19 protein-coding genes are annotated in these 23249 nt (G+C 72.9%); 8 read left to right on the plus strand and 11 right to left on the minus strand.

Going from position 1 to position 23249, the window contains the following annotated elements; genetic code table 11:
* From ACGFIO_RS40415 to ACGFIO_RS40430, 4 genes are read right to left on the minus strand one after another with little or no spacing between them, the layout of a single operon-like run.
* Positions 1-1185, minus strand: coding sequence for an amidohydrolase family protein (locus ACGFIO_RS40415; RefSeq protein ID WP_392835656.1), 1185 nt, complete (start codon positions 1183-1185; stop codon positions 1-3).
* Between the two features lie 56 nt (positions 1186-1241).
* Positions 1242-2984 carry a CocE/NonD family hydrolase gene (locus ACGFIO_RS40420; RefSeq protein ID WP_392835592.1) on the minus strand — a complete coding sequence of 581 codons (1743 nt, stop codon included), beginning with the start codon at positions 2982-2984 and terminating at the stop codon, positions 1242-1244.
* Positions 2981-4069, minus strand: coding sequence for an FAD-dependent monooxygenase (locus tag ACGFIO_RS40425; RefSeq protein ID WP_392835594.1), 1089 nt, complete (start codon positions 4067-4069; stop codon positions 2981-2983). The genes ACGFIO_RS40420 and ACGFIO_RS40425 overlap by 4 nt, the downstream gene beginning before the upstream one ends.
* 44 nt (positions 4070-4113) lie before the next feature.
* Positions 4114-4431: an NIPSNAP family protein gene (locus ACGFIO_RS40430; RefSeq protein WP_392835597.1), complete on the minus strand. Its 318-nt coding sequence runs from the start codon at positions 4429-4431 to the stop codon at positions 4114-4116.
* Between the two features lie 123 nt (positions 4432-4554).
* Here ACGFIO_RS40430 and ACGFIO_RS40435 point away from each other — a divergent pair, with 123 nt between their 5' ends.
* On the plus strand, positions 4555-5163 hold the full coding sequence (locus ACGFIO_RS40435) for an NAD(P)-dependent oxidoreductase (protein ID WP_392835599.1): 609 nt from the start codon (positions 4555-4557) through the stop codon (positions 5161-5163).
* Here the strand turns inward: ACGFIO_RS40435 and ACGFIO_RS40440 are convergent.
* Positions 5160-6059 (minus strand): LysR family transcriptional regulator, encoded by a 900-nt coding sequence (locus ACGFIO_RS40440; protein ID WP_392835602.1) that lies wholly within the window; start codon positions 6057-6059, stop codon positions 5160-5162. The genes ACGFIO_RS40435 and ACGFIO_RS40440 overlap by 4 nt on opposite strands.
* Positions 6060-6247: 188 nt before the next feature.
* On the opposite strand from ACGFIO_RS40440, the gene ACGFIO_RS40445 reads away from it, so the two are divergent.
* The 3 genes from ACGFIO_RS40445 to ACGFIO_RS40455 are packed head-to-tail and all read left to right on the plus strand — an operon-like array spanning position 6248 to position 9206.
* Positions 6248-7309: a YbhN family protein gene (locus ACGFIO_RS40445; protein ID WP_392835604.1), complete on the plus strand. Its 1062-nt coding sequence runs from the start codon at positions 6248-6250 to the stop codon at positions 7307-7309.
* Positions 7300-8427, plus strand: a complete 1128-nt coding sequence (locus tag ACGFIO_RS40450; protein WP_392835607.1) for a glycosyltransferase family 4 protein — start codon at positions 7300-7302, stop codon at positions 8425-8427. Before ACGFIO_RS40445 ends, ACGFIO_RS40450 begins: the two co-directional genes overlap by 10 nt.
* Positions 8424-9206, plus strand: coding sequence for a PIG-L family deacetylase (locus tag ACGFIO_RS40455; protein WP_392835609.1), 783 nt, complete (start codon positions 8424-8426; stop codon positions 9204-9206). Before ACGFIO_RS40450 ends, ACGFIO_RS40455 begins: the two co-directional genes overlap by 4 nt.
* A gap of 185 nt (positions 9207-9391) precedes the next feature.
* On the opposite strand, the gene ACGFIO_RS40460 is transcribed toward ACGFIO_RS40455, so the two are convergent.
* Positions 9392-11821, minus strand: coding sequence for an ABC transporter permease (locus ACGFIO_RS40460; protein ID WP_392835612.1), 2430 nt, complete (start codon positions 11819-11821; stop codon positions 9392-9394).
* Positions 11815-12561, minus strand: a complete 747-nt coding sequence (locus ACGFIO_RS40465; protein ID WP_392835615.1) for an ABC transporter ATP-binding protein — start codon at positions 12559-12561, stop codon at positions 11815-11817. Before ACGFIO_RS40465 ends, ACGFIO_RS40460 begins: the two co-directional genes overlap by 7 nt.
* Before the next feature lie 109 nt (positions 12562-12670).
* Between ACGFIO_RS40465 and ACGFIO_RS40470 the strand changes: the two genes are divergently transcribed.
* The 4 genes from ACGFIO_RS40470 (at position 12671) to ACGFIO_RS40485 (ending at position 18115) form a co-directional block, all read left to right on the plus strand.
* Entirely contained in the window at positions 12671-13846 is a 1176-nt protein-coding gene (locus tag ACGFIO_RS40470; protein ID WP_392835618.1) for a sensor histidine kinase, read from the plus strand.
* Complete coding sequence (locus tag ACGFIO_RS40475; protein ID WP_392835620.1) at positions 13834-14487, plus strand: response regulator; 654 nt, start codon at positions 13834-13836, stop codon at positions 14485-14487. The genes ACGFIO_RS40470 and ACGFIO_RS40475 overlap by 13 nt, the downstream gene beginning before the upstream one ends.
* 356 nt (positions 14488-14843) lie before the next feature.
* Positions 14844-16883: a sensor histidine kinase gene (locus ACGFIO_RS40480; protein WP_392835623.1), complete on the plus strand. Its 2040-nt coding sequence runs from the start codon at positions 14844-14846 to the stop codon at positions 16881-16883.
* A complete protein-coding gene (locus ACGFIO_RS40485; protein ID WP_392835626.1) occupies positions 16880-18115 on the plus strand; it encodes an HDOD domain-containing protein in 1236 nt (411 codons plus the stop codon). Before ACGFIO_RS40480 ends, ACGFIO_RS40485 begins: the two co-directional genes overlap by 4 nt.
* Here the strand turns inward: ACGFIO_RS40485 and ACGFIO_RS40490 are convergent.
* From ACGFIO_RS40490 to ACGFIO_RS40505, 4 genes are all read right to left on the minus strand, one after another.
* A complete protein-coding gene (locus tag ACGFIO_RS40490) occupies positions 18099-19265 on the minus strand; it encodes an HD domain-containing phosphohydrolase (protein ID WP_392835628.1) in 1167 nt (388 codons plus the stop codon). The two genes, ACGFIO_RS40485 and ACGFIO_RS40490, sit on opposite strands and share 17 nt — an antisense overlap.
* A gap of 73 nt (positions 19266-19338) precedes the next feature.
* On the minus strand, positions 19339-21534 hold the full coding sequence (locus ACGFIO_RS40495) for a PAS domain S-box protein (protein ID WP_392835631.1): 2196 nt from the start codon (positions 21532-21534) through the stop codon (positions 19339-19341).
* Between the two features lie 18 nt (positions 21535-21552).
* Entirely contained in the window at positions 21553-22689 is a 1137-nt protein-coding gene (locus ACGFIO_RS40500; protein ID WP_392835632.1) for an FIST N-terminal domain-containing protein, read from the minus strand.
* A gap of 65 nt (positions 22690-22754) precedes the next feature.
* The gene (locus tag ACGFIO_RS40505; protein WP_392835635.1) at positions 22755-23159 is read right to left on the minus strand and encodes an ATP-binding protein; all 405 of its coding nucleotides are present in this window, start codon (positions 23157-23159) and stop codon (positions 22755-22757) included.
* Positions 23160-23249 lie beyond the last annotated feature (90 nt).

Genomic DNA, 23249 nt, shown 5'->3' on the forward strand with positions numbered 1-23249 from the left:
TCAGCCCTTCACCCGCCGGCCGGCCTGCCAGACGGCCGTGACGGTGGACGGATCCGCGAGCACGGAGATGTCCTCCAGCGGGTCGCCGTCGACGACGATGACGTCCGCGTCGAAGCCCGCACGCAGCTGACCGGAGCGGGGTGCCTGGAGACCGAGGGTGGCGGGGCCGTTGGCGGTGGCGGCTTCGATCACCTCCAGCGGGGTCATGCCGATGTCCTCGAGCAGCACCGTCTCGCGCCCGTGGCGTCCCCAGGCGGCGGGGGCGTCGCCGGTGCTCTGGATGTCGCTGCCCATCGCGATCCGTACGCCGGCCCGGTGGGCGCGGGCGATGTTGTCCCGGTGCACTCCCGCGACCTCGGCCAGCTTGCGGGCCACATGCGGCGGGAGCCCGCCGGCGTCGAGCAGTTCCCGGACGATGGTCAGGGTCGGTACCAGGATCGCGCCGGCCTCCTTCATCGCCGTGCAGGCCTCGTCGTCGAGGTAGCTGCCGTGCTCGATGGTGAGCACGCCGGCCTCGAGCGCCGCCATGATCCCCGCCTTGCCGTGGCAGTGCGCCGCGACACTGCGTTCCGCGAGCCCGGCGACCTCGACCATGGTGCGCAGTTCCCGGCCGGTGAACTCCTGGTGGAGCGGATCGTCGACGACACTGAGCACGCCGCCGGACGCGTACACCTTGATCACCTTGGCGTTGCGCCGCAGCTGTTCGCGGACCGCCCGGGCGCATTCGGCCTCGCCGTCGGCCAGCCGGAACTCGGCGCCCCGCCGGGCACAGTCGTGCACCCATTCCACCGGCAGGCTGTGGATGTCGCCGTGGCCGGCGGTGGCCGACAGGACGGCGCCCGCGGCGTGGATGGCCGGGCCGGGCAGGAAACCCTCGGCGACCACCGGGGCGAGGGCCAGCCCCATCCCGCCGACCTCGCGGACGCTGGTGACGCCGGCGTCGAGGGCGCGGCGCAGGCCCGGTACGCCGCGGGCGGCCCGCGTCGCGGGATGCTCCCGCACCAGCTGACCGTCGTCGAAGTTGCCCGGGCGGCCCCCCTTGACGTGCGTGTGGCAGTCCCACATGCCGGGCATGACGGTGCGCGCCCACACCGTCCCGGCCGACGGCGGAGTGTCCGGGGCGCCGTCGCGTGGGCCGGCGTAGGTGATGGCCGGGCCGTCGATGACGACCACGCCGTCGCGCACGGGTTCTCCCCGGCCCGGTATCAGGAGATCCGCCTCGATGCGCTGCACGCCGATGCTCATGCGGTCCTCTCGATGACCGGCAGCGTCAACCGGCTGGGACGCGCCGGCCCGTGGAAGATCCGGTTGACCGCGACCTGAACCTCGGTCGTGAACGCGTTGCCGCCGCCGGTGCCGGGGTTGCGGTCGTAGCGGGGGAAGTCGCTGCTGGACACCTCCAGCCGTACGCGGTGTCCGGGTAGGAAGACGTTGGACGTGACACCCATGTCGACCGTGACCTCGGCGATCCGGCCGGGCTCGAGCGGCTCGGGCCGGCTCCGGGAGTCGCGGTACCGCAGCCGGCACAGGCCCTCGCACAGGATGACGGCCCGCCCGTCGGGGAAGACGTCGACGAGCTTGCCGGTGACGTCGGTGTCGGCCGCGTTCGAGGAGATGTGTACCGACAGCGCGACGTGGCCGGTGACCTCCAGCGGCGCCTCGAGCGGGGCGCCGGTGTAGCACAGCACGTCGGCCCGGCCCTCGACCCCGCGTTGATCGGCCGGGCCGGCCGGCCGGTCGAAGCCGAGGGTGGCGCCGCCGGCGGTCGGGACCGGGTCGTGCGGGTCGTAGGTGAAGGTGTCACTTCGGTCGTCGGCCGGCGGGCTCCGGTGCAGTTCGCCGTCGCCCCGCGAGGTGTTCGCCGACCCGCCGCCGCACAGGAAATAGTCGTCGTACCGGGTGCCCGGCAGAGGCCAGTCGTCCTCGTCGCGCCACCGGTCCAAACCCATGACGAAGATGCGTACCCGCGGGCCCGGGTCGGCCTCGGCCCGGCCCCTCAGCCACCGGTCGAAGAACGCCAGATGGGTCTGGGTCAGCGCCGCGGCCCGGGCCGAGCCGGTGAAGCCGAAGAAGCGGTCGGGGAAGACGCCGAGGTCGGCGCCGTCACCGTGGCCCCACGGCCCGATGACGAGCCGTTGACCGTCGCGGGCCGGCCCGCTTCCGGCGCCACGTCTCATCGTGGTGTACGACCGGACGACCTCCCGCGCGAACACGTCGTACCAGCCGGTCACGTTCAACGCCGGAACGGTGACCGCCGCGCTGTCCTCCCACGCCGTCAGGTTCTTCCAGAAGCCGTCGTGATCCGGGTGGGCGAGCGCGTCACGCAGCCACGGAAGCCCCCGCAGAAGCGAGTCCCGCTCGGCGATCGGCAGCGCCTGGAAGGCGTCGGCGCGGTCGAGGGCGCCCCGGAGCACCGCCGCGTCGGTCCGGTCGGACGAGCCGTCGTGCTCCGGGCGCAGGAGGTTGGCCAGCGCCATCCGGGCCGACCAGTTGAACAACATGCCGTGCGCCACCGCGCCCTGCGGCGAATGCCAGGCGTGGTACGGGTCGGCCGAGGTCATCGTCGGGGCGATCGCCCGCAGCGCCGGTGGTGCCTGCGCGGCCGCCTGCCACTGCGCGAAGCCCATGTACGAGGCGCCCCACATCCCCACGTTGCCGTCGCACCACGGCTGCCCGGCGATCCAGGCCAGCGTGTCGACGGTGTCGTCGCGGTCGAAGCGGTGCGGTTCGAACAGGCCGGGCGAGGCCCCGGTGCCCCGCACGTCCTGCACGACGACCAGGTACCCGTGGTCGACCAGGACCCGGATGTCGGGCAGCTTCGGATTGCCCAGGTGGGCGGTGGAGGTGCGGCCGTACGGGGTGCGGGCGAGCAGCACCGGCCACGGGCCGCTCCCGTCGGGCCGCCACAGATCGGTGGCCAGGGGGACGCCGTCGCGCATGGGCACGGCGACGTTCGCGTCGATGTGCAGGCCGGTCGAGCTCATCGGTTCAGCATCCAGTGGCTGAAGGCCACGTAGGTGGCGGCGAACTCCTCCGGCGTGGCCGACTCCTCGACCTTCTTGGACAGCTCGTTGACCAGGCGGTAGTGCGGGATGCGGTCCCGCTCGTAGCCGGCCAGCGCGGCGGGCACACTGTCGGCCGCGACCAGCAACCGGGCCAGCAGCATCGAGTCCTCGACGCCGAGCGACGCGCCCGCGGTGATGTGCGGGGACAGCGCGTGGGCGGCGTCCCCGACCAGGGCCACCCGGTCCGACACCCAGGTGGAGAGCGGCGGAACCAACATGATCTGGTTGTAGAGCACCTTGTCGTCCGGGGTGGACTCGATCAGGGCCGGCAGCGCCGGGTTCCAGCCGGTGGTGTCCAGGTGCACCGCCCGTTCGGCCGCCTGCTCCTTCGCGGTGCCCCGCAGCGGGTCGGCGGCGAGCTGGTTGACCAGCCAGTAGACCGTGCCGTCGACGGTGGGCACGTACCCGCCCCGGGTGCGCCGGTCACCGACCACGATGACGCCCTGATCGACGGCGACGCCCTCGGGCGGGGTGACCACCGAGCGCCAGGCGTGATGACCGGCGTGCTCGACGGCGTCGCTGCCGGGAACCAGCTGGGACCGGACGACCGAGTACGCGCCGTCGGCGCCGATCAGAACGTCGGCCTCGGCGGTGCTGCCGTCGCCGAACCGGGCGGTCACGCCGTCACCGGTCTCGTCGTAGCCGGTGATCCGTGAGTTCAGCCGGATGTTGTCCGGGCCCACCGTCTCGGCCAGCAGATCGTTCAGCCGGACCCGGTGCACCAGCAGGTAGCGGTGGTCGTCCACGGAGAACCCGGGCGGATCGATCAGCTCGCCGCCCGGGCCGCGGAAGTACATCTCGGCCGGGCGCCCGATCGCGCGGAGTCGCTCGCCCAGCCCCAGCTCGTCGAAGACCGCGACCGCGTTCGCCCACAGCCCGAGCCCCGCGCCCGCGGCCCGGATCTCCGGCGCCTGCTCGTGGACCACCGTCTCGATGCCCGCTTTCCGCAGGGCGATCGCGGTGGTGAGCCCGACGATCCCGGCCCCGGCCACTATCGCACGCACGTGTCATTCCTCCTGAATGGGTTCCGCATGAATTGCCGACTTGGTCAACTGAGCTTGGAATGCGCGGTCGGCACCAGCCGGACGGTCACCGCTTCGCCGGCCACGAGGTCAGCCAGCCGCGGAACGACATCGGCCTCGAAGGCTGGATCCCGGTGCACCCGGTCGACAATTTCGGCTCGTTCTTCCTCGCTGCCGAACCTGCGGATCCAGACGAAGGCGTCGGCGTCGAAGGCGTCGGTAAAGGCGCCCACGACAGTCATCCCGGCCGCCTCGTGCAGGGGAATGACCTGCTCGTCCATCCATTGCGCCAACGCGTCGCCGCGCCCCGGCATCGCTTTCTCGCGGCGAATCTCGTAGAACATGGGCCCAGGCTAGAGCGTAATCGGCGGGACAATCCAATGCTCATTGGTAAATCGTCGATTTACCGCGACGCAATGCAAAACAACATTTGTGCCGGGCGCAATCGAGTGCTTAATGTTGCCGCTATGAAAATCACTGTTCTCGCCGCGTCCGGGCGAACCGGGCTGGAACTGGTACGGCAGGCGCTGCGACGCGGGCACACCGTCACCGCCATCGCGCGCGATCCGCAGCGCATCGCCGTCCCGGACTCGGCGCGCCTGCACAAGGTCGCCGGCGACGTCGACGAACCCGGCAGCATCGCCGCCGCCATCGACGCCGGGGCGGTGGTGCTGTCCGCGCTCGGCACCGAACGGGCCGGCGTGCTCACCGCCGGCGCCCGGGCTGTGCTCGCCGCCGGGCCGGGCCGCGTCATCTGGCTCGGCGCGTACGGCACGGGCCGATCCGCGAAGGCCGCGGGCCCGGCCGCCGAGAAGTTCGGTGCCCTGCTCGGCGACCGGCTCGCCGACAAGGTGATGGCCGACGGCGCGGTGCTCGCCGCCGGTGGCACGGTGGTGCACGCCGGGCTGCTCGGTGACGACCCGGAGAGTCCCTCCCGGCGTACCGTCGGCCTGACCGACGCGCCCCCGCTCGACCTGGCCGAGAAGATCTCGCGGGCCACCGTCGCCGCCGTGATGCTCGACGAGGCCGAGACGCCCCGCTTCGAGGGAACTGTCGCCGTGGCGCTCTCGGCCTAACCGGCGGCCAGCTCCGCGATCGCGGCCCGCATCTGCTCGCGCAGCCAGGCGTGGGCCACGTCGGAGTCGTAACGCCGGTGCCAGGTGCAGTTGATCGCGGCCTCGGGGAACGGGGCCGGCAACGGCCGGCTGACCATGCCGAACGCGGCGACCAGGGGCCGGCTGACCAACTCGGTGGTGGTCACCAGCAGGTCGCTGCGGCTGGCCACGTGCAGGGCGATGGCGCCGGTGGCCACCGCCGCCGCCACGTGCCGCCGCAGGCCCTCCGCGGCCAGCACGTCGTCGATCGGTGCGGTCAGGCGGCCCCGCCGGGACACCACGACATGCGGGTACGCCGCGTACGACCGCAGGTCGAGATGCTCGGCGCACGGATGCCCGGCGCGCATCGCCACCACCAGCGAGTCGGAGCCGAGCGCTTCCGAGCGGAACTCCGGCGAGTCCTGCCGGTCCTGGCCGAGCTCCACGTCGACGCGGTTGCGCCGCAGGTCGTCGGTGTCGATCGAGTTCTCGGTCAGGATCCGCAGCCGTACGCCCGGTGCCTGCTCGCGCACCCGGCGCAGCAGCGCCGGCGTCAGCGCGGTGGCCAGCCCGTCGTGGCACTGCACGGTGAACGTGCGCTCCAGTTCGTCCAGCTGGAGCGTGCGGCTGGGCACGAGCACGTCCTCGGCCTGCCGCAACAGCAGGCGGACGTCCTCGCGGATCGCCGTGGCGTACGGAGTCGGCACCATCGCGCGTCCCGACCGCACCAGGATCTCGTCGCCGGTCAGTTTGCGGAGCCGGCCCAGGCTGCGGCTGATCGCCGGCGACGACAGGTGCAGTCGTTCCGCCGCGCCCATCACGCTGTTCTCGTCGAGCAGCGCGTCGAGCACCATCAGCAGATTCAGATCCAGTTTCACGCTGGTAAATCATACTGGCCAGCCAGTTGCGCCGGCCGGAAGACGTCGCCGCCGGACGGGCCCGGCGGCAACACGAGGCTGACTTGTCCCGAACCTCCGGCGAGTCGGCCCGCCCGCGGCCGACGATGGTGTTGATCTCGTCCGATACGGTCAGCCGCCGGAGGAACTGTGATGCTGGGAACTAGGTGGTGACCGGGACGGCGCGGTGGTTGCGGGCGGCCCTGTTGCTGGTCGGTGCCGGCCTCGTCGTCTGGGCCGGGTACGGCGCGGCCGGCGCGGGCGCCTCACTCACCGGAGCGGTGGACCTCGTGGCCGGGCTGCCCTGGCCGCAGGTGGCCGGGCTCACCGTGTTGTGGCTGGCCGGGCTGTGGGTGCACACGGTGGTGCTCGCCGCCTCGATGCCGGGGCTGACCCACGGCCGGGCCCTGGTGCTGAACCTGTCCGGCAGCGCGGTCTCCAACGTGCTGCCGCTCGGCGGGGTCGCCGGAACCGCGCTCAACCTGACCATGACCAGGGCCTGGGGTCACAGCAACCTGGACTTCGCCCGGTTCGTGGTGGTCTCCAAGGCCATCGACGTGATCGCCAAGCTGGTGCTGCCCATCGTCGCGGTCGCCTGGCTGCTCGCCGCCGGCGTGGTGACCCCGGCGGCGGCCGCGGCCTGGTGGCTGCCCACGGCGGCCGGGCTGGCGGCGGGCCTGCTGCTGGCGGGCGCGCTGTGCGGCCGGAGCGGTCCGCTGCTGAGGCTGGTCGGGGCGGTGTCCCGGGCCATCGGCCGGCTGCCGCACCAGCGCGCCCGCGGGTGGGGCGAGAGCTGGCCGTCGGCGGTGGACAAACTGCTGGCCGGTACGGACGAGCTGGTCCGCCGCCGACGGACCGCGCTGATCCTGGGCATGGCCGGCTACTGGCTGGCCCAGGGCGCTCTGCTCTGGTGCTGCCTGCTGGCCGTCGGGATCCGGCCGCACGCGGCAGTGGTGTTCGGCGCGCTGGCCGCCGAGCGGGTGGCCACGCTGCTGCTGATCACCCCGGGCGGCGCCGGGCCGGCCGAGGCCGGAATGGTCACCACCTTGATCGCGCTGGGCGTCGACCCGACCGGATCGCTGGCCGGGGTGCTGCTGTTCCGCGCCTTCGTGTTCGCCGCCGAGATCCCGGTCGGTGCCGCCGCGACCCTCGGCTGGTGGGCCAACCGGCGGCTCCGAGCCCGCACCGACCGCCGACGACACCTGGACGGGACCCCACCGGCATGCGCGTAGCCCACGTCACCGACGTCTATCTGCCTCGGCTCGGCGGCGTCGAACTGCAGGTCCACGACCTGCACACACGCCAGCGGGCCCGCGGCGACGAAGCGATAGTCGTCACCACCACCCCGGCCGGCCCGGCCGACATCGCCGGCGACGTCTCGGCCCGGCGGCTCAGCACCATCGACGACGGGTTCGGCCGGGGCCCGTACCGGATGGTGCGTGGCCAGACGCTGGCCGACGTGCTCCGCGCCCACGGTGTGCAGCAGGTGCACGCGCACATCTCGGCGTTCTCGCCGCTGGCCTGGACGGCCGCGCGGACGGCGGCCGCGACCGGGCTGCCCACGGTCGTCACCGTGCACTCGATGTGGACGGACGTGCTGCCTGTGGTCCGCCGGTACGCCCGCTGGCAGCGCGCCCGGCAATGGCCGGTGGCCTGGGCCGCGGTCAGCCGCGCGGCGGCCGCGGCGGTCCGTGAGGCGCTCGACGGCACCGACGTCGCCGTGGTGCCCAACGGCATCGAGCCCGCCGCCTGGCGCATGCCCCGCGGCCACGTCGAGCCCCCGGTGCCGACGCTGATCAGCGTCATGCGCATGGTGCGCCGCAAGCGACCCAAGGCCCTGCTGGACATCCTGCTGGCCCTGCGTGACACCCATCCGGGCCGATTCCGGGCCGTCCTGGTCGGCGACGGCCCGCTGCTGCCTCGTCTGCGGCAGCGCGTCGAGTCGGCCGGAGCGGACAGCGAGATCCGGTTGACCGGAGCGCTCGACCGTCCGGCCATCCGCCGCCTGCTCGCCACCTCGTCGCTGTACGTGGCGCCGGCGCTGCGGGAGTCGTTCGGGATCGCCGCGCTCGAGGCCCGCAGCGCCGGCCTGCCCGTGCTGGCCCGCACCGAGACCGGGATCGCCGACTTCATCCGCCCCGGCGTCGAGGGCTGGCTGGCCGACTCCGACCGGGCCCTGGCCTCGACCATCGCCGGGCTGCTGGACGACCCGGGCCGCCTGGCCGCCGCCGCCCGGCACAACCGCGGCACCGCGCCCACCGTCGACTGGCAGGTGGTGCTCGACACCACCGACGCCCTCTACGAGCGGGCCGTACGGGCGTCGTCGTACGAGATGGGGCCGGTGCGATGACCGGGCGGTGCACGATCGTGGCCGTGCACGCCCACCCGGACGACGAAAGCCTGCTCACCGGCGGCACGCTGGCCCGGGCCGCGGCCGAGGGCCACCGGGTCGTGCTGGTGACCGCCACCCTGGGCGAGGCCGGCGGCGCCGGTGCGTCACGGCGGGCCGAACTGCACGCGGCCGCGGCCGCCCTCGGCTGCGCCCGGGTCGAGGAGCTGGGCTACCACGACTCCGGGTTGCACGGCGACGCGGAGCCGGCCGGCGCAGCGGCTCCGCGATTCGCCGACGTGCCGGTCGACGAGGCCGCCACCCGGCTCGCCGGCATCCTCCGTGCGGAGAACGCGGACCTGGTCATCGGCTACGACTCGGGCGGCGGGTACGGCCACCCCGACCACGTGCAGGTGCATCGGGTCGCCCGGCGCGCCGCCGCCATGGCCGGCACCCGCCTGCTCGAGGCCACCATCGACCGGCACCGCCTGCGCCTCGCGCTGCGGCTCCTCCGCCTCGGCGGCCGTCTGCTGCCCCGGCTGCCCCTGGCCGGCGCCGCCACCACGTTCACGCCCCGCGAGCAGATCACCCACGTCATCGACGTACGCGCGTACACCCGGAAGAAACGCACCGCCCTGCGCGCCCACGTCAGCCAGACCCGCGGCGCCGGGATCCGCACGGTGGCCCTGCTCGGCCGGCTCCCGATCCCGCTGTTCAACCTGGTCGCGGGCAAGGAATGGTACGTCGACCCGGCCCGCCCGGCCGGCCGCCCACCGGAGCGCGACCTCCTTCGGCGATGACGTGTCGAACGCCGGGATGGACCAGGGCGCGATTTCGGTGGGTGCCGACTTCGCGGCAGTGCCGGCGGCTGTCGCGGCGCCGGCCGCGCTCGCCGGGCGGCTGAGCGTCCTTCCCCCGCCCCGATCCGGGGCGCGTCACCCAGGGCCACGCCGCAGCCCTGGGTGATCCGTTCCGATGCGCACCCCTAGGCCGGGCCGAGGCCGCGGCGGCGCAGGGCGATCCGGGCGGGCAGCACGCTGGAGGCCAGGGCCAGCACGAGGCAGAGCCCGATGGTCAGCGCCATGATGGACCACGGCAGGTTCAGGCTGACGTCGGTGCCCAGCCGGGCCGACAACCCGGACCGGATGCTCAGCAAGGCGACCAGCGCGACGCCCAGCCCGAGCCCCGTGCCGATGCCCACGGACAGGGCCGACTCCGCGGCGACGATGCGCAGCACCTGCCGCGTCGTGGCCCCGGACAGCCGCAGAACGGCGAAGTCGGGCGCCCGGTCCGCGGTGGCCATCAGCAGCGTGTTGGCGATCGCGAGGCCGGTGTAGCCGAGCGACATCCCGATCAGGATCAGCAGGAAGATCCGTACCAGGTGGTCGTCGTGGTCGTCGGTACGTTCGGAGTACTCCCGGGCGCTCATCGACTCGGCCCCCAGCGCGGCCGGGATCTCGCTCCGTCCGGCGCCGGGAACGTAGACGACCTCGGTGAGCGCGTCGGGGGCGTGCCGACGGACGGTCCGCCGGGGGAGCAGCACGCTCGCCGTGGACGAGTCGTCGGTGATCACGGCGGCCACCAGCACGCCGGCGCTGGAACCGTCCTCGAAGGTCACCGGAACCGTGCGCCCGGCGGTCCAGCCCAGCCAGGCCGACGTCGCGGCCCGGACGATCATCGCGTTGTCGCCGAGGTCGTCCAGCGACCCGCCGGTGGCGGTCATCCTCGTGCGGGCCTTCGCGAACGCCGTGTCGCTCAGGCCGACCGCTCCGATGTGCCGGCCGTCGCCCGCGTACAGCTCGGTCGGCAGCAGCGACGCCCCGCCCGGTACGGCCCGCACCGCGGCGTCCGAGAGCCCCGGGGTACCCCGGGGCGTGACCACCGAGGTGGCCTGGTGCGACACGGTCTCCTCGAGCGCGTACCCGGTCGCCCGGATCTGGAACAGGCCGGCGATCAGGACCGCGAATCCGACGGTGACCAGGACCGGTGCCGCGGTGGACGCGGTACGCCGTACGGCGGTCAGGGAGCTCTCCCGGGCCACCATGCCGGTCGCGCCGCGCAGCCGGCCCAGCGGCCACCAGACGACCCGGACCACCAGCGGGATCACCGCCGGAGCGAACAGCGTCAGCCCCACGATCAGCGCCATCGCCGCGTACAGCACGTTGTTGATCATCTCGTCGGGGTCGCCGGTCGCGGCGACGGCCAGCAGGAGCAGGCCGAGCGCGGTGCAGCCGATCGCGCCGACCCACCGGGCCCGGGTCATCGGCCGGTTCTCGACCGCCGCCTCGCGCAGCGCCTCCAGCGGGGCGATCCGGGCCGCCCGGCGCGACGCCGACCAGACACCGGCCAGGGCGACGACCAGGCCCAGCCCGAACGATCCGATCAACGGCAGGGCCTGCGGCCGCACCGTGAAGCCGGCCGGCTCCAGGCCGCCGGCGACCAGCAGGCGGCCCAGCACCGGAGCGAGCACGGTGCCCAGGACGACGCCGGCCGTCGCCGCCGCCACGCCGACCGCCAGGGCCTCGCCGTACATCGTCCGGCGGATCTGCCGCGGGGTCGCGCCGATCGTCCGGAGCAGGCCGAACTCCCGGCGCCGCTGAACGACGCCGAACGCGAAGGTCGAGGCGACCACGAAGACGGACACGAACACCGTCAGCCCGGCCATGGCGATCAGGATCTGCATGCCGATCCACCGCGTCTGCGCGGCGAACCTGGCCTCCACCTGGGTGAGCGTGTCCCCGGTGAGAACCTCGCCCGCGCCGCCGACGACCCCGGCGGCCGCGCTCGCCACCTCGGCGGCGCGGGCGCCGGGCACGGTGATCAGACCGATGACGCGTACGCCCGGCGCCAGCCGCTCGGCCGCCGCCTCGGACAGGTAGAACGCGGTCGACCCGACCGTGCCCGAGACGGTGTAGGTCGCGGGCCCGCCGGCGGTCAGCAGGCTGACCCGGGAACCGGGCCGCAGCCCCAGGGACGCGGGCACGACGGCCTCGGTGCCGGCCTCCGGCGCCCGGCCCGCGGTCAGCCGGTCCGGGCCCAGCGCGGCCGCCGACCACGGGTGCCCGCGCCGGTCGGGCGCCGGAGAACCGACCGGCCGGCCCCCGGCGACGGCCTGGACGTAGAAGGAGCGGTCCGGAACGGCGGCGGCCACACCCGGAACCGCGCTCAGACCGGCGACCAGTTCCCGGGTGCGCGAGGCCGGCCACGGCTGGTTGTCGGTGAACGTGCCGTCGGACTGGTCGACGGCGGGACTCCGCACCACGACCGCGGCGCCGGCGTAGCGCTCCGGGACCCGCGGCCGGGCCGAGGTGAGCACCAGCGCGGTCATGCCGAGGATGGTCACGCCCAGGAACAGGGCGGTGAACGTGCCGGCGAACGACGACCAGCGCCGGCGTACGGTCGCCAGGCTCAGCACGCCACTACCTCCAGGGCGGCCATGCGGGCGGCGATCGTCTCGGCGCCGGTACGTCCGTGCAACTCGTCGGCGATGCGCCCGTCGGCGAGCAGCAGCACCCGGTCGGCGTACGCCGCCGCGGCCGGGTCGTGGGTGACCATGACGACGGTCTGACCGTGCCGGTCGACGACGTCCCTCAGCCGGGTCAGCACGTCCCGCGAGGTCTTCGTGTCCAGCGCGCCGGTCGGCTCGTCGGCGAACAGCACCGCGGGCCGGGTGATCAGGGCCCGGGCGATAGCGACGCGCTGCTGTTCGCCGCCGGACAACTCGCTCGGCCGGTGCCGCCCGCGGTGCCCGAGCCCGACCTCGGTGAGCGCCGCCAGCAGGTCCGCGCGACCGGGCTCGCGGCCCGCCAGCCGCAGCGGCAGGGCGACGTTCTGTTCGGCGGTGAGGGCCGAGACCAGGTTGAAAGCTTGGAAGACGAAGCCGACCCGGTCGCGGCGCAGCAGGGTCAGAGCCGTCTCGCCGAGGCCGCCGAGGTCGATGCCGTCGATGTCGACCTTGCCCTCGCTGACCCGGTCGAGTCCGGCCGCGCAGTGCAGCAACGTCGACTTGCCCGACCCCGAGGGGCCCATGACCGCGGTGAACGTGCCGCCGGTGAACGTGGTCGTGACCTGGTCGAGTGCGGTGACGGTGCGCGGGCCGGAGCCGTACCGCTTCGTCGCGGACCACAACCGCACGACGTCGGTGGAGTTCGTCATGGCCCCAGCGAACCGGTCGAGGCCCGCCCGGCGCAGGGGCGCTGGGGCGAGACTCGATTTACACCTGGCACCCCTGCGGCCGGCCGGTACGTGCCGTTACGGTCGGTCCGTGGTCGCGCGCAACGCTCTGGACGCCCTGGCTCAACGCCCGCTCGGCTTCCTCACGTCGGCCTGGCCGTGGCGGTCGGCCGGCTTCCTGCTGGCCAGCGCGGCGATCGGCGCCGGTGCGGCCCTGCTCGCCTGGATCCTCTCGTGGGTGTGGGACCGCTCGGGCCCGCTGGCGGTCGTGGTGGTGCTGCCGCCACTGGTCGTCCTGGCCTGGGTGGTCGCGTTGTACGAACGCCGGCGGCTGCCGCTGGTGATCGGGACGCCGGCGGGGCGACCGCTCCGGCGTTCCCCGGGCCGGGCCCGCGACGTCGGGTACGGCCTCGTCGCGCTGCTGCTGCTGTGGTGGATCGACCTGGGCGTGCTCGGCGTCGCCGCCGGTCTGCCGCTCTTCCTGATGGCGGCGCCCCTGCAACCCACCGCCAGCACCGCCGTCGCCTGGACCGTACCCGTCGTCGGCGTCGTGCTGTTGCCCATCGCGGCCTATCCCATCGCCACCTGGGCCGGCGTGCGTGCCGCGATGGCCCGCGCCGTGCTCGTACCCGGCGACAGCGAGCTGCGCCAGGTCATCGAATCCCGCGCCCGGCTGGTGGACGCCTTCGACGTGGAACGCCGGCGCATCGAGCGTGACCTGCACGACGGCGCTCAGCAGCGGCTGGTGACGCTGTCGATGCGGCTCGGCGTGACCGCGCTGGACCTGCCCCCGGAGTCGCCGGCCGCCCGGGAGGTCAGCGCGGCCCGCGACCAGGTTCAGCTTGCGCTGAGCGAGATCCGTGAGCTCATCCACGACATCCACCCTCGGGTGCTCGCCGACGTGGGCCTGGCGGCGGCCGTCCGCGACGTGGCCGGCCGCTCGGTGGTGCCCGTCGAGGTCGACATCGATCTGCCGGTGCGACCCTCGGCCCCGGTCGAGACCACGGCGTACTTCGTGATCTGCGAAGCCCTGACCAACGTGGGCAGGCACAGCGGGGCCACCTCGGCCCGGGTGCACGGCCGGTTCGGCGCGGGCCGGCTGACGATCGAGATACGCGACGACGGCACCGGCGGCGCGACCCCGGACGCCGGCACGGGTCTGGTCGGCATCGCGGACCGTCTCGCCGTCCTGGATGGACGGATGATCCTGCACTCACCCGCCGGCGGACCGACAGTGCTGCGACTGGAGATTCCGTGCGACAGCTGAGACTGGTCATCGCCGAGGACTCGGTTCTGCTCCGGGAGGGCCTGGCCGGTCTGCTGGAGCGCTTCGGGCACCAGGTTCTGGCCGCCGTGGGCGACGCGACCGCGCTGGTCGCCGCCGTCGCCGAGCACCGTCCGGACGCGATCGTGGTCGACGTGCGGATGCCGCCGGACAACACCGACGACGGCCTGCGGGCCGCCTACGCGCTGCGCTCGGCGTACCCCGGCCTGGCTGTTCTGGTCCTGAGTCAATACGTCTCCCAGGGGTACGCGTCCGAGCTGATCGGATCGGGTGCCTCCGGTGCCGGCCTGGGCTACCTGCTCAAGGACCGGATCGGCCTGGTCGAGGAGTTCATCGCCGCGCTCGACGACGTCGCCGGCGGGGGGACCGTGGTCGATCCCGAGGTCGTCCGGCAGCTACTCACCCGCCGGCGGGCGCCGGTGCAGCGGCTGAGCCCCAAGGAGCGGGAGGTGCTGCGGCTCATCGCCGAGGGCCGCTCGAACGCCGCGATCGCCCGGCGCCTGATCGTCACCGAGGCCACCGTGGCCAAGCGGATCGCCGCCATCTTCACCAAGCTGGACCTGGCCCAGGCGCCCGACGACCACCGCCGCGTATTGGCCGTGCTGGCCTACCTCAACTCCTGAGCTGAAGGTCCTGGCCGAGAACCTCGGGCGGGGTGTACGCCGACGAGCATCGCCTCAGCGTCATCGGCCTGCGCCTGGGCGGTGTCCTCGACCGGCCGATGGCCCGCAGCTGGCTGCTGCACCTGTCCTGACCTTCGGAGCGGGCCGCGGGACGGCGACGGTCCAGGGCCCGGAACGCGGTGGCGCAGACCTGGCCGGCGTGCCGGGCGGGTGAGCATCGGTTCCGTTGGCGGTTCGGCCTCCGTGGATCAGCGTGCCCGCCGATAGGGAAGAGGAGAGCCGTTCAGGGGGTATCGGTGTCCGGTTTCGTTCGGCGGGCGTGGCAGAGAACCCGTACCAGCCCGATGTTGGTGCAGGTGCGACTGCTGTTTCTGTTGTTCTGCCTGATCTGGTCGGTGATCGGCGTCTTCGGCATCAATCGGGGCGACCACCTCGCCTGGGCCGTCGCCGCCGGCGCACTCCTGGTCGTCGAGGCTTCGCTGGTCCAGGGGTACCGGCGTGGCGGTTTCCCCGGGTGGACCTGGCTGGTCGAGGCGCCCTGCGTCGGCGTGGTGGCGCACGCCTCGGGCTACGGCATCACGATCGGCCTGCTCTTCGTCTGGATCAACTTCCGGGCCCTGTACGGCAACCTGCGCAGCGTGCTGCCGGGGGCGGTCGCGGTCGTCGCCGTGATCTGCGCCGGCACCGGGTTCGGGAAGATGGAGCCGGCCAACGCCGTCTCGCTGGCCGTCACCGCGCTGATCGGTCTGGTCATCAACCACACGCTGGCGCACGGTCTGCGCGCCCGCGACCGGGCCGCGGCCCGGGAGAGTGTGGTCGCCTCGGCCGGAGCGGCGTTCGCCGCGGTGTCCACCCGGCAGGAAGCCGCGCGGTCGGCGTCGGGCGCGGCGGTCCGCCTGGACCGGGCGGTCCGTGGGGCGCTCGTGGCCACCATCGCCTCCGGGGCCGTACGCGTGATAGGTCATGCCGGGTCGGCCGGCCCGGAAGCACTCGGCCGCTCGATGGACATCGACGACTTCGGGCCCGGAATCGGGGCCGCGCTGGCCCCCGGCGGGTCGGCGACGATCGTCGGCCCGCCGGCCGTGCGTTTCACCACCCTGGTGGGTATGCCGGCCTGCGATCGGCTGCTGCTGGCGCCGCTGGTCGTACGCGGGGAGGTCTTCGGGCTGCTCCTGGCGGCCCTGGACCGCCGCCCGGACGATGACCTGTCGGCGGCCATGCTGACCCTGGCCGACGAGACCGCGCTGACGCTCGACCAGCTGCTGAGCCGGTCCCGGTTGAGCATCGTGGTCGAGAACTCGTCGGACGCGCTGATCCTGGCCGGCGAGCCCGGCGTGATCCGTTTCGCCAACCCGGCGGCTGAGCGGCTGCTGGGTGGCGCGGCGGGCGGGCTCGTCGGCGCGGAGCTGCGCGGCTTCATCCACCCCGACGACGTGGACGCGGTGCTGGCGCCCGGCCCGAGCGGTGTGCACACCTGCCGGCTGCGCGGCTCGGAGGACGGGCCGTGGACCGAGTACGAGGTCGTCGTCGAGTACGTGACCGAGAACGACGGCTCCCGCAGCCTGATCCTCAACGCGCGGGACATCTCCGAGCGCCGGCGGCTGGAGGTGGAGTTGCGCCACGCGCAGAAGCTGGAATCGGTGGGGCGTCTCGCGGCCGGTGTCGCGCACGAGATCAACACGCCGATCCAGTTCATCGGGGACAACGTCCGGTTCCTCGACGACGCCTTCGCCGAGCTGCTCGCCGTGCTCGATTCCCCGTCGGCCGAGATCGACATCGATTTCCTGCGGGCCGAGGTGCCGGCGGCGGTGCGGCAGACGCTGGAGGGTGTCGACCGGGTCGCGGCGATCGTCCGGGCGATGAAGGCGTTCGGGCACCCGGGCGCCGAGGTCAAGGCGCCCGCGGACATCAACGAGATCGTCGGCAACACGCTGGTGGTGGCCGCCGGTGAGGTCAGGTACGTGGCCGACGTGGAGACCGAGCTGGGCGAGCTGCCGTTGGTCAGCTGCCATGCCGGTGACATCGCCCAGACGGTCCTGAACCTGGTGGTGAACGCGGCGCACGCCATCGAGGCGGCCGGCCGGGGCCGGGGCACGATCCGGGTGGTGACCTGCCGCGAGGGTGACGAGGTGGTCATCGAGGTGGCCGACACCGGCACCGGCGTGCCGGCCGAGGTGTCGGACAAGATCTTCGACCCGTTCTTCACCACCAAGGAGGTCGGCCGGGGCACCGGGCAGGGGTTGTCGCTGGCCCGCAGCCTGGTGGTGGACCGGCATCAAGGGTCCTTGACCTTTCGTACCGAGGCGGGTGCCGGCTCGGTGTTCAGCGTGCGGTTGCCGATCGGCGAGGCGGTTCCGGCCGCGCGCCCGTCGGCCGAGCTGGAGGTAGTGACATGAGCGAGAAGCCGCACGTGGTGTTCGTCGACGACGAGCCACGCATTCTGGACGGGCTGCGCCGGATGTTGCGCCGGGAGAGCGCGCGCTGGGACATGTCGTTCGCGGCCGGGGCGGCCGAGGCCCTGGCCGTGATGGAGACCCGGCGCTGCAACGTGGTGGTCTCCGACTTCCGCATGCCGGGCATGGACGGCGGGGAATTGCTGAGCCGGGTGCAGTCGCTGTACCCGGCCACCGCGCGGGTGATCCTGTCCGGTCAGACCAGCGAGAAGGACGTGTTGCGGGTCATCGCGCTGGCGCACCAGTTCCTGACCAAGCCGGCCGCCCGCGACGATCTGGTGCAGACCGTCGAGCGGCTGATCACCGCGCAGAGCGCGTCCGGGGACGACTCGGCGCGCCGGGACGTCTCCATGGTCAGCTCGCTGCCCAGCGCTCCGGGTCTGGTGGCCGAGCTGATCGCGGCGCTCAACGCGGAGGACGCCTCGGCCGAGTCGATCGGCGCCGTCATCGAACAGGACCCGGCGGCCGCCGCCAAGGTGTTGCACCTGGTCAACTCGTCGGCCTCGATGGTCGGCGGGAAGGTGTCGGACGTCGTGCAGGCTGTCGCCCTGCTGGGCACCCAGACCGTACGGGGGCTGGTCCTGATGCACGACGTCGTGCGCAGCTTCGATCCCGACGGGGTGCTGCCGCACGACTGGATCCAGCGGCTCACGGAGCACTCGGTGCACACGTCCCAGCTGGCGCGCCAGCTCGCCGGCGGCGCCGCATGGCGGGACGAGGCGTTCACGGCGGGTCTGCTGCACGAGGTCGGTCAGCTGGTGCTGGCCAGTTCCCGCCGGGAGGATTACGCACGGGTGCTGGAGTTCAACAGCGAGGCCGAGGGTACGCGGCGGAGCACGCCGTTCCTGCTCGACGACGCGGAACGAGCCGCCCTGGGCACCTGCCACAGCGATGCCGGCGCCAACCTTCTCGCCCTGTGGGGGCTGCCCGTCGCGGTGGTGGACGCGGTGGCCGGTCACGCGAACGCCGCCCGCGGGCCGGTCGGCGACGCGGTGTCGGCCGTCGTGCTCGCCCATCGGGTGGTCGAGGCCCAGTTCGGCAGCGTGTGCGGAGCCGCCGGCGACAATGCCGGCCCGGACTCGCCCGCCGGCCCGGACTCGCCCGCCGGCCCGGACTCGCTCGCCGGCCCGGACCGGGAGGTGATCGAACGCTGGCGGGCTACCCTCCGGCAGTGACGTGGGCGCCTGCCGGGTACACCATCAGCGGCTCGGCGACCCCCTCATCGAGCTCGGCGAAGTTGCGCAGCCGGCTCAGCAGGCTCACCGTCACCTCCTGGCCGGCGCTGACCAGACGGGTGCCGGTGCGGTTGCACACCGGGGCGGCCAGCACCATGCCGGTGCCCAACTCGGCCAGCCCGACCGACAGCACCTCGGTGGCGGAGTCGTCCCGGACCGCGGCGTCCAGCGCGTCGAGCAGCGCCGGGTCGTAGTGTCCGGCCCGGGACCGCAATGTCAGCAGGGCGACGTTGGCCGGCGAGCCCGAGCAGACCAGGGCGTCGTACTCGTGGACGACATGCAGCAGCCGGGCGCCGAGGGGCAGATCCTCCCTGGCCGGACCGTCACCGGGAGGTCCGGAGCCGTCCCAGTTGGTCCGGGAATACCGCACGGCGGCGGTGACCCCGTCGAGCCTCGGGATGGCGGCGATCAGTCGTTCGGCGACCGCGGGCACCTCGTCGACCATGCGTTGCTCGCCGGTCGCGAGCGGTTCGCCGGCGCCGAGCTTGGCCACCACCGCGGGCGGCAGGGAGACGGCGCCCAGCTGCGACATCATCACGGCCAGTTCGACCGCCCAGCGGTCCGGCACGTCGATGGTGTCGAGCACCGCGGCGGCGGTCCGGCGCATCCGCGTGGCGGTCGCGAACGCCGCCGGGTTCGCCAGCGCCAGCACGTCGATCAGCGCGTTGACGCTGCCGTGCAAGGTCTGCTCCAGCAGTTGCCGCTCGCTGAGGAGCAGGCGGTGCTGCTGCACGCAGTCGCGCAGGGCGCCGGTCATGGTCTCCTGATCGACCGGCTTGAGCAGCATGCGGAAGATGCCACCCTGGTTGACCGTGGTCGCCGCGTCCGAGAGGTTGGTGTGCCCGGTCAGCAGCATCCGGGTGGCGTCGGGTGCCGCCTTGCGGACGGCGGCCAGGAACTCGGCGCCGTTGATGCCGGGCATGAGGAAGTCCGAGACGATGACCTCGAAGGGGTCTTCCTTGCCGAGGCAGAACAGCCCATTGGCCGCCCCGACCGCGGTGACCACCTCGAAGTCGCGGCGCAGCTGTCGGCGCAGCCCGTTGAGCAGGTTCGGCTCGTCGTCGACGAACAGCACACGCGGTAGGACCATCCCTGGTCACCTTCCTGGCAAATATGACGCAACCCCGCCAAACTATCGCCACGAGGCCGGGTTCAGCGGCCCTTCACCCGGCTTCGTCGTCGGCCCGTAGCGGCAGACAGACGCTGAACGTGGTCCCGGCACCCGGAGCCGAGTCGACCTTGATCGCGCCGCCGTGCTTCTGCACGATGCTCGAGTAGGCCATGCTCAGGCCCTGGCCCGTACCCTTGCCCACCTCCTTGGTGGTGAAGAACGGGTCGAAGATCCGCTGCTGGGTGGCCTCGTCCATGCCGGTTCCGTCGTCGCTGACGGCGATCTCGACCGTGTCCGGCCCCCGGGTCGTCCGGATCCGGATGTGCCCCAGGCCGCCCTCGTCGCGCGGCCCGGCCGCCTCGATGGCGTGGGCGGCGTTGACGATGAGGTTGAGCACAACCTGCTTGAGTTCGCCCTCGTAGCAGGGCACCAGGCCGACGTCGCCGCCCAGGTCCAGGCTCAGCTCGGCGTGGTACTTCCACTCGTTGCGGGCGACGTGGGCAGTGCTCTCGACGGCACGGTTGATGTCGACGTCGCTGCGGCCCTGCCCGGGATGCGAGAAGTCCTTCATCGCCCGGACGATTTGGGCCACCCGTTCCAGGCCCTCGAGCGATTCGGCCAGCCCCTTGGGCACCTCGTCGAGCAGGAAGTCGGCGTCGATCTCGCGCAGCAGCCCGGCGAGTTCGTCGTCGGTGTCGCCGAACCGCTGCTGCACGGCGGTGACCAGAGTGAGCAGGTCGGCGAAGGACTGTTCGATGAACCGGGTGTTGTCGGAGATGAACTGGATCGGCGTGTTGATCTCGTGCGCGATGCCGGCCGCGAGCTGTCCGATCGCCTCCAGGCGGTTGGCCTGGTTGAGCTGGCGTTCCAGTTCCCCGATGCGGGTGACGTCGGCGCCGATGCCGATGACCCCGGCGGCCTCGGGTTGCGGCAGCACGCTGAGCAGGAAGCTGCGGGGCGTGCCGTCCGGGCCGTTCACGCTCACGTGGTGGTCGACCACCGGGTCACCGTTGTCGCGTACCCGCTCCTCGAGCGAGCCCAGAATCGGCGTCAGATCGTCGACGACGTTGATCTCGTCCTCCGGTTTCCAGGCCAGTTCCGCGTCGGCGGCGAGCCCGCGGATGGCGAGGAACGCGGCGTTGTGACCGAGGTAGCGGCCGTTCGCGTCCTTCCAGTAGATGAACTGCGGAATGGCCGAGATGACGCCGGTGAGCACGGCCTTCTCGACCGACAGCTCGTGCGCGAGAGCCTCGGCGCGGGCCTTGGCCGCCAGCCGGGCCCGTTCCGCCTTGACGCGTGCGGTCACGTCCCGTTCCACGCCGACCAGGCGCACCACGCCGTCGTCGTCGGTGACCCGGTAGAGCTCCACGCGCAACCAGCAGCGGCGTCCGTCCTTGGTACGGCTCTCGAACTCGGGCAGGACCATCGAGCCCTTGGCGCTCAGCGCGGTGGCGTCGAACGCCGGGATGTGGTCGATGCCGAACAGGTCGGTGCGGATCCGGCCGACCGCCTCCTCGGGGGTGTACCCGGTCAGCTCGGTGAAGGCGTCGTTCACCCACTCGATCCGGCCGTCCTCGTCGGTGATCACCACGCCGTCGTCCATGTGCCGGGCGACCAGGGCGAGACGCGAGGCTTCCCGGGTGGTCTGGCGTAGTTCGTCCTGCGTACGGATGGCATGGGTCTCGTCGGTGAGGCTGAGCACCGCGCGGGCCGCGCCGTGCCGCAGCACCGGATCCACCCGCAGGCGCCACCACCTCGGGCCGTCGCGGGTCTCGACCCGATGTGCCACCGCCGGAACGACCTTCTGCCCGGCCAGCACCTGCCGGACCGCGACCCCCGCCCCGTTCAGCAGAGCGCCGAGGCCGTCGCCGTGTTGCGCGGCCAGCGAGAAGAAGCACCCGTCGCCGGCCAGGTCGCCGGCGCGCGCGACCATCGCGCTCCACACCTGGTTGGTGTCGATGATGCGGCCCGCGTCGTCGAGGATGCACAGACCCGCGTCGATCGAGTCGATCACCGCCCGCAGGACCTGCTCGGCCGCGCGGATCCGCTCGGTGCGCTCGGCCAGCCGGCGTTGCAACGTGAGGTTGCGTTGCCAGGTGGCCAGGGCCGCGCTGTCCGGTTCGGCCGACGTACGCCGCTCGGCCGCGATGACCAGCGCATCGATGGTCCGGCGCTGGCGATCGACCGTACGGCGCAAATCCTCGATCGTCTGCTCGCCGTCGTCGACAGCGCTCAGCGTGTCCACCATGCCGCCTCCCGGACCAGGTCAGCCGAACGCTACGGCGACCAGCGTCTGATTCATGTGCATGCCGTTGAACTGCTCGCCGTAGGTGCTGAAGCCGGCCGCTCCGCAGGCGGCGAGAACCTGTCCGACGCGCTCGGAGAGGCCGTGCTCCTCGGACTCGAGGCGTCGCAGGATGCAGTCGAAGACCAGCATGCCGCTCAGCGAGCCCAGGTCGTCGCGTACCTCGGCGATGCCCTCCTGGAGCCGTTCCACCATCCCGGTCGACCGGCCCAGCCGAAGCACGTCGCCCAGGTCGACGCGGGCGAACATCCGCAGGGCGCCGTCGTCGCGTACCTCGGCGATGCTGCGCACCCAGCTGGCACCGCCGGCGGCCAGCAGCAGAGGGTGCTGGGAGAAGACCACGGGCGTCATCTGGTCGCGACCCACCCCGACCGCTTCGGCGTACGCCTCGACGGCGGTCTGCCCGTTGAGCGTCCGGACGATCCGTTCGCCCGGATCGACGTCGGTGGCCACCAGCACGGTGTCGGTGGCCAGGTGGTGTTGCAGGCGGAGCAGGCGGAACGGAGCCTCGGCGGCCACCAGCGTCACCGTCGCCCGGTCGTCACCGAAGACCCCGTCGTGGTAGACGGCGGTCCGGCGGAACTGCAGCCCGTCGCCGGCCGACCCGCCGATGATCGGGACGTCACCCAGCATCGCCATGAGCGTGGCGGCCAGCTCGTCCTCGCTGCCGGTGAGCCCGTCGGCCAGCAGGATCGCGAACTTGTCGCGGTCGCCGAGCTCGGCGCGGACGGCGGCCAGCCGGGCGCCGGCGTTCTCGACGGCCGCGACCGGGTCGCTCAGTGGGTTCACGACGACCGTCCGGGTCGTGATGCCGCCACCGGTCAGCGCGACAGCGCAGATCCCGTTCCGGTCGTAGCCGTGCGCTCCGACGTTGCCGGAACTGGTGCAGCCGATGACCCGATCGCCGAAATGATGCCGCAGGCGCCGTCCGACGACGTCGAGGTCGTAACCGGGCGCGACGAAGACGGCGTACAGGTCGGCCTGATCGCCGAGACGCTCGGCGAGCTCACCGACCGCGGCCGCGCCGTCGGCCTGATGGGAGGCGGCCGACGCCATCGTCACCCGGGCCGCTTTCCGAAGCTCGCTGGTTGTCGCCACTTCGCCCTCCCACGCCTGCTCTCACCTCCGTTCGACCGGGTCGCCGGAAAGATGAGCCCAGGTTGCTACCGGATCGCATCCGGCGCGCGTGCGGGCCCGGGGAGGCCGGCGAGGGGGAGGTCGGCCCAGACGACCTTGCCGTCGTCGTGGGCGCGGGTGCCCCACTCGCGGCTGACCGCGGCCACGACCATCAGTCCCCGGCCGCGGATCCGCCGCGGGTCGGGCCCGTAGACCTGGGGTTGGTGCGGGCTGGTGTCGGCGACCTCGATCCGCAGGGCGCCGTCGCGGCGGCGTACGGTCAGCTCCCCGCCGTTGCCGGTGTGCTGCACCACGTTCTCGACCAGCTCGGTGATCACCAGCAGGGCGTCGTCGACCAGTTCCGGGCCGGCCGAGTGGCCGAGAGCGTCCCGGGCCCGGCTTCGCAGGGCCGCGCAGTCGGCGCCGTGGGAGAAGGCCAACCGCAGATCCATGGAGGCTTTGTACCCGATCCAGTCTGGCCTACGCCACCTCATCCCTTCGCGCTGACCTTGACACCTAGTCTGCCTATGCCTAGTTTCTCT

This window comes from Actinoplanes sp. NPDC049265, assembly GCF_043197135.1.
GTDB lineage: Bacteria > Actinomycetota > Actinomycetes > Mycobacteriales > Micromonosporaceae > Actinoplanes.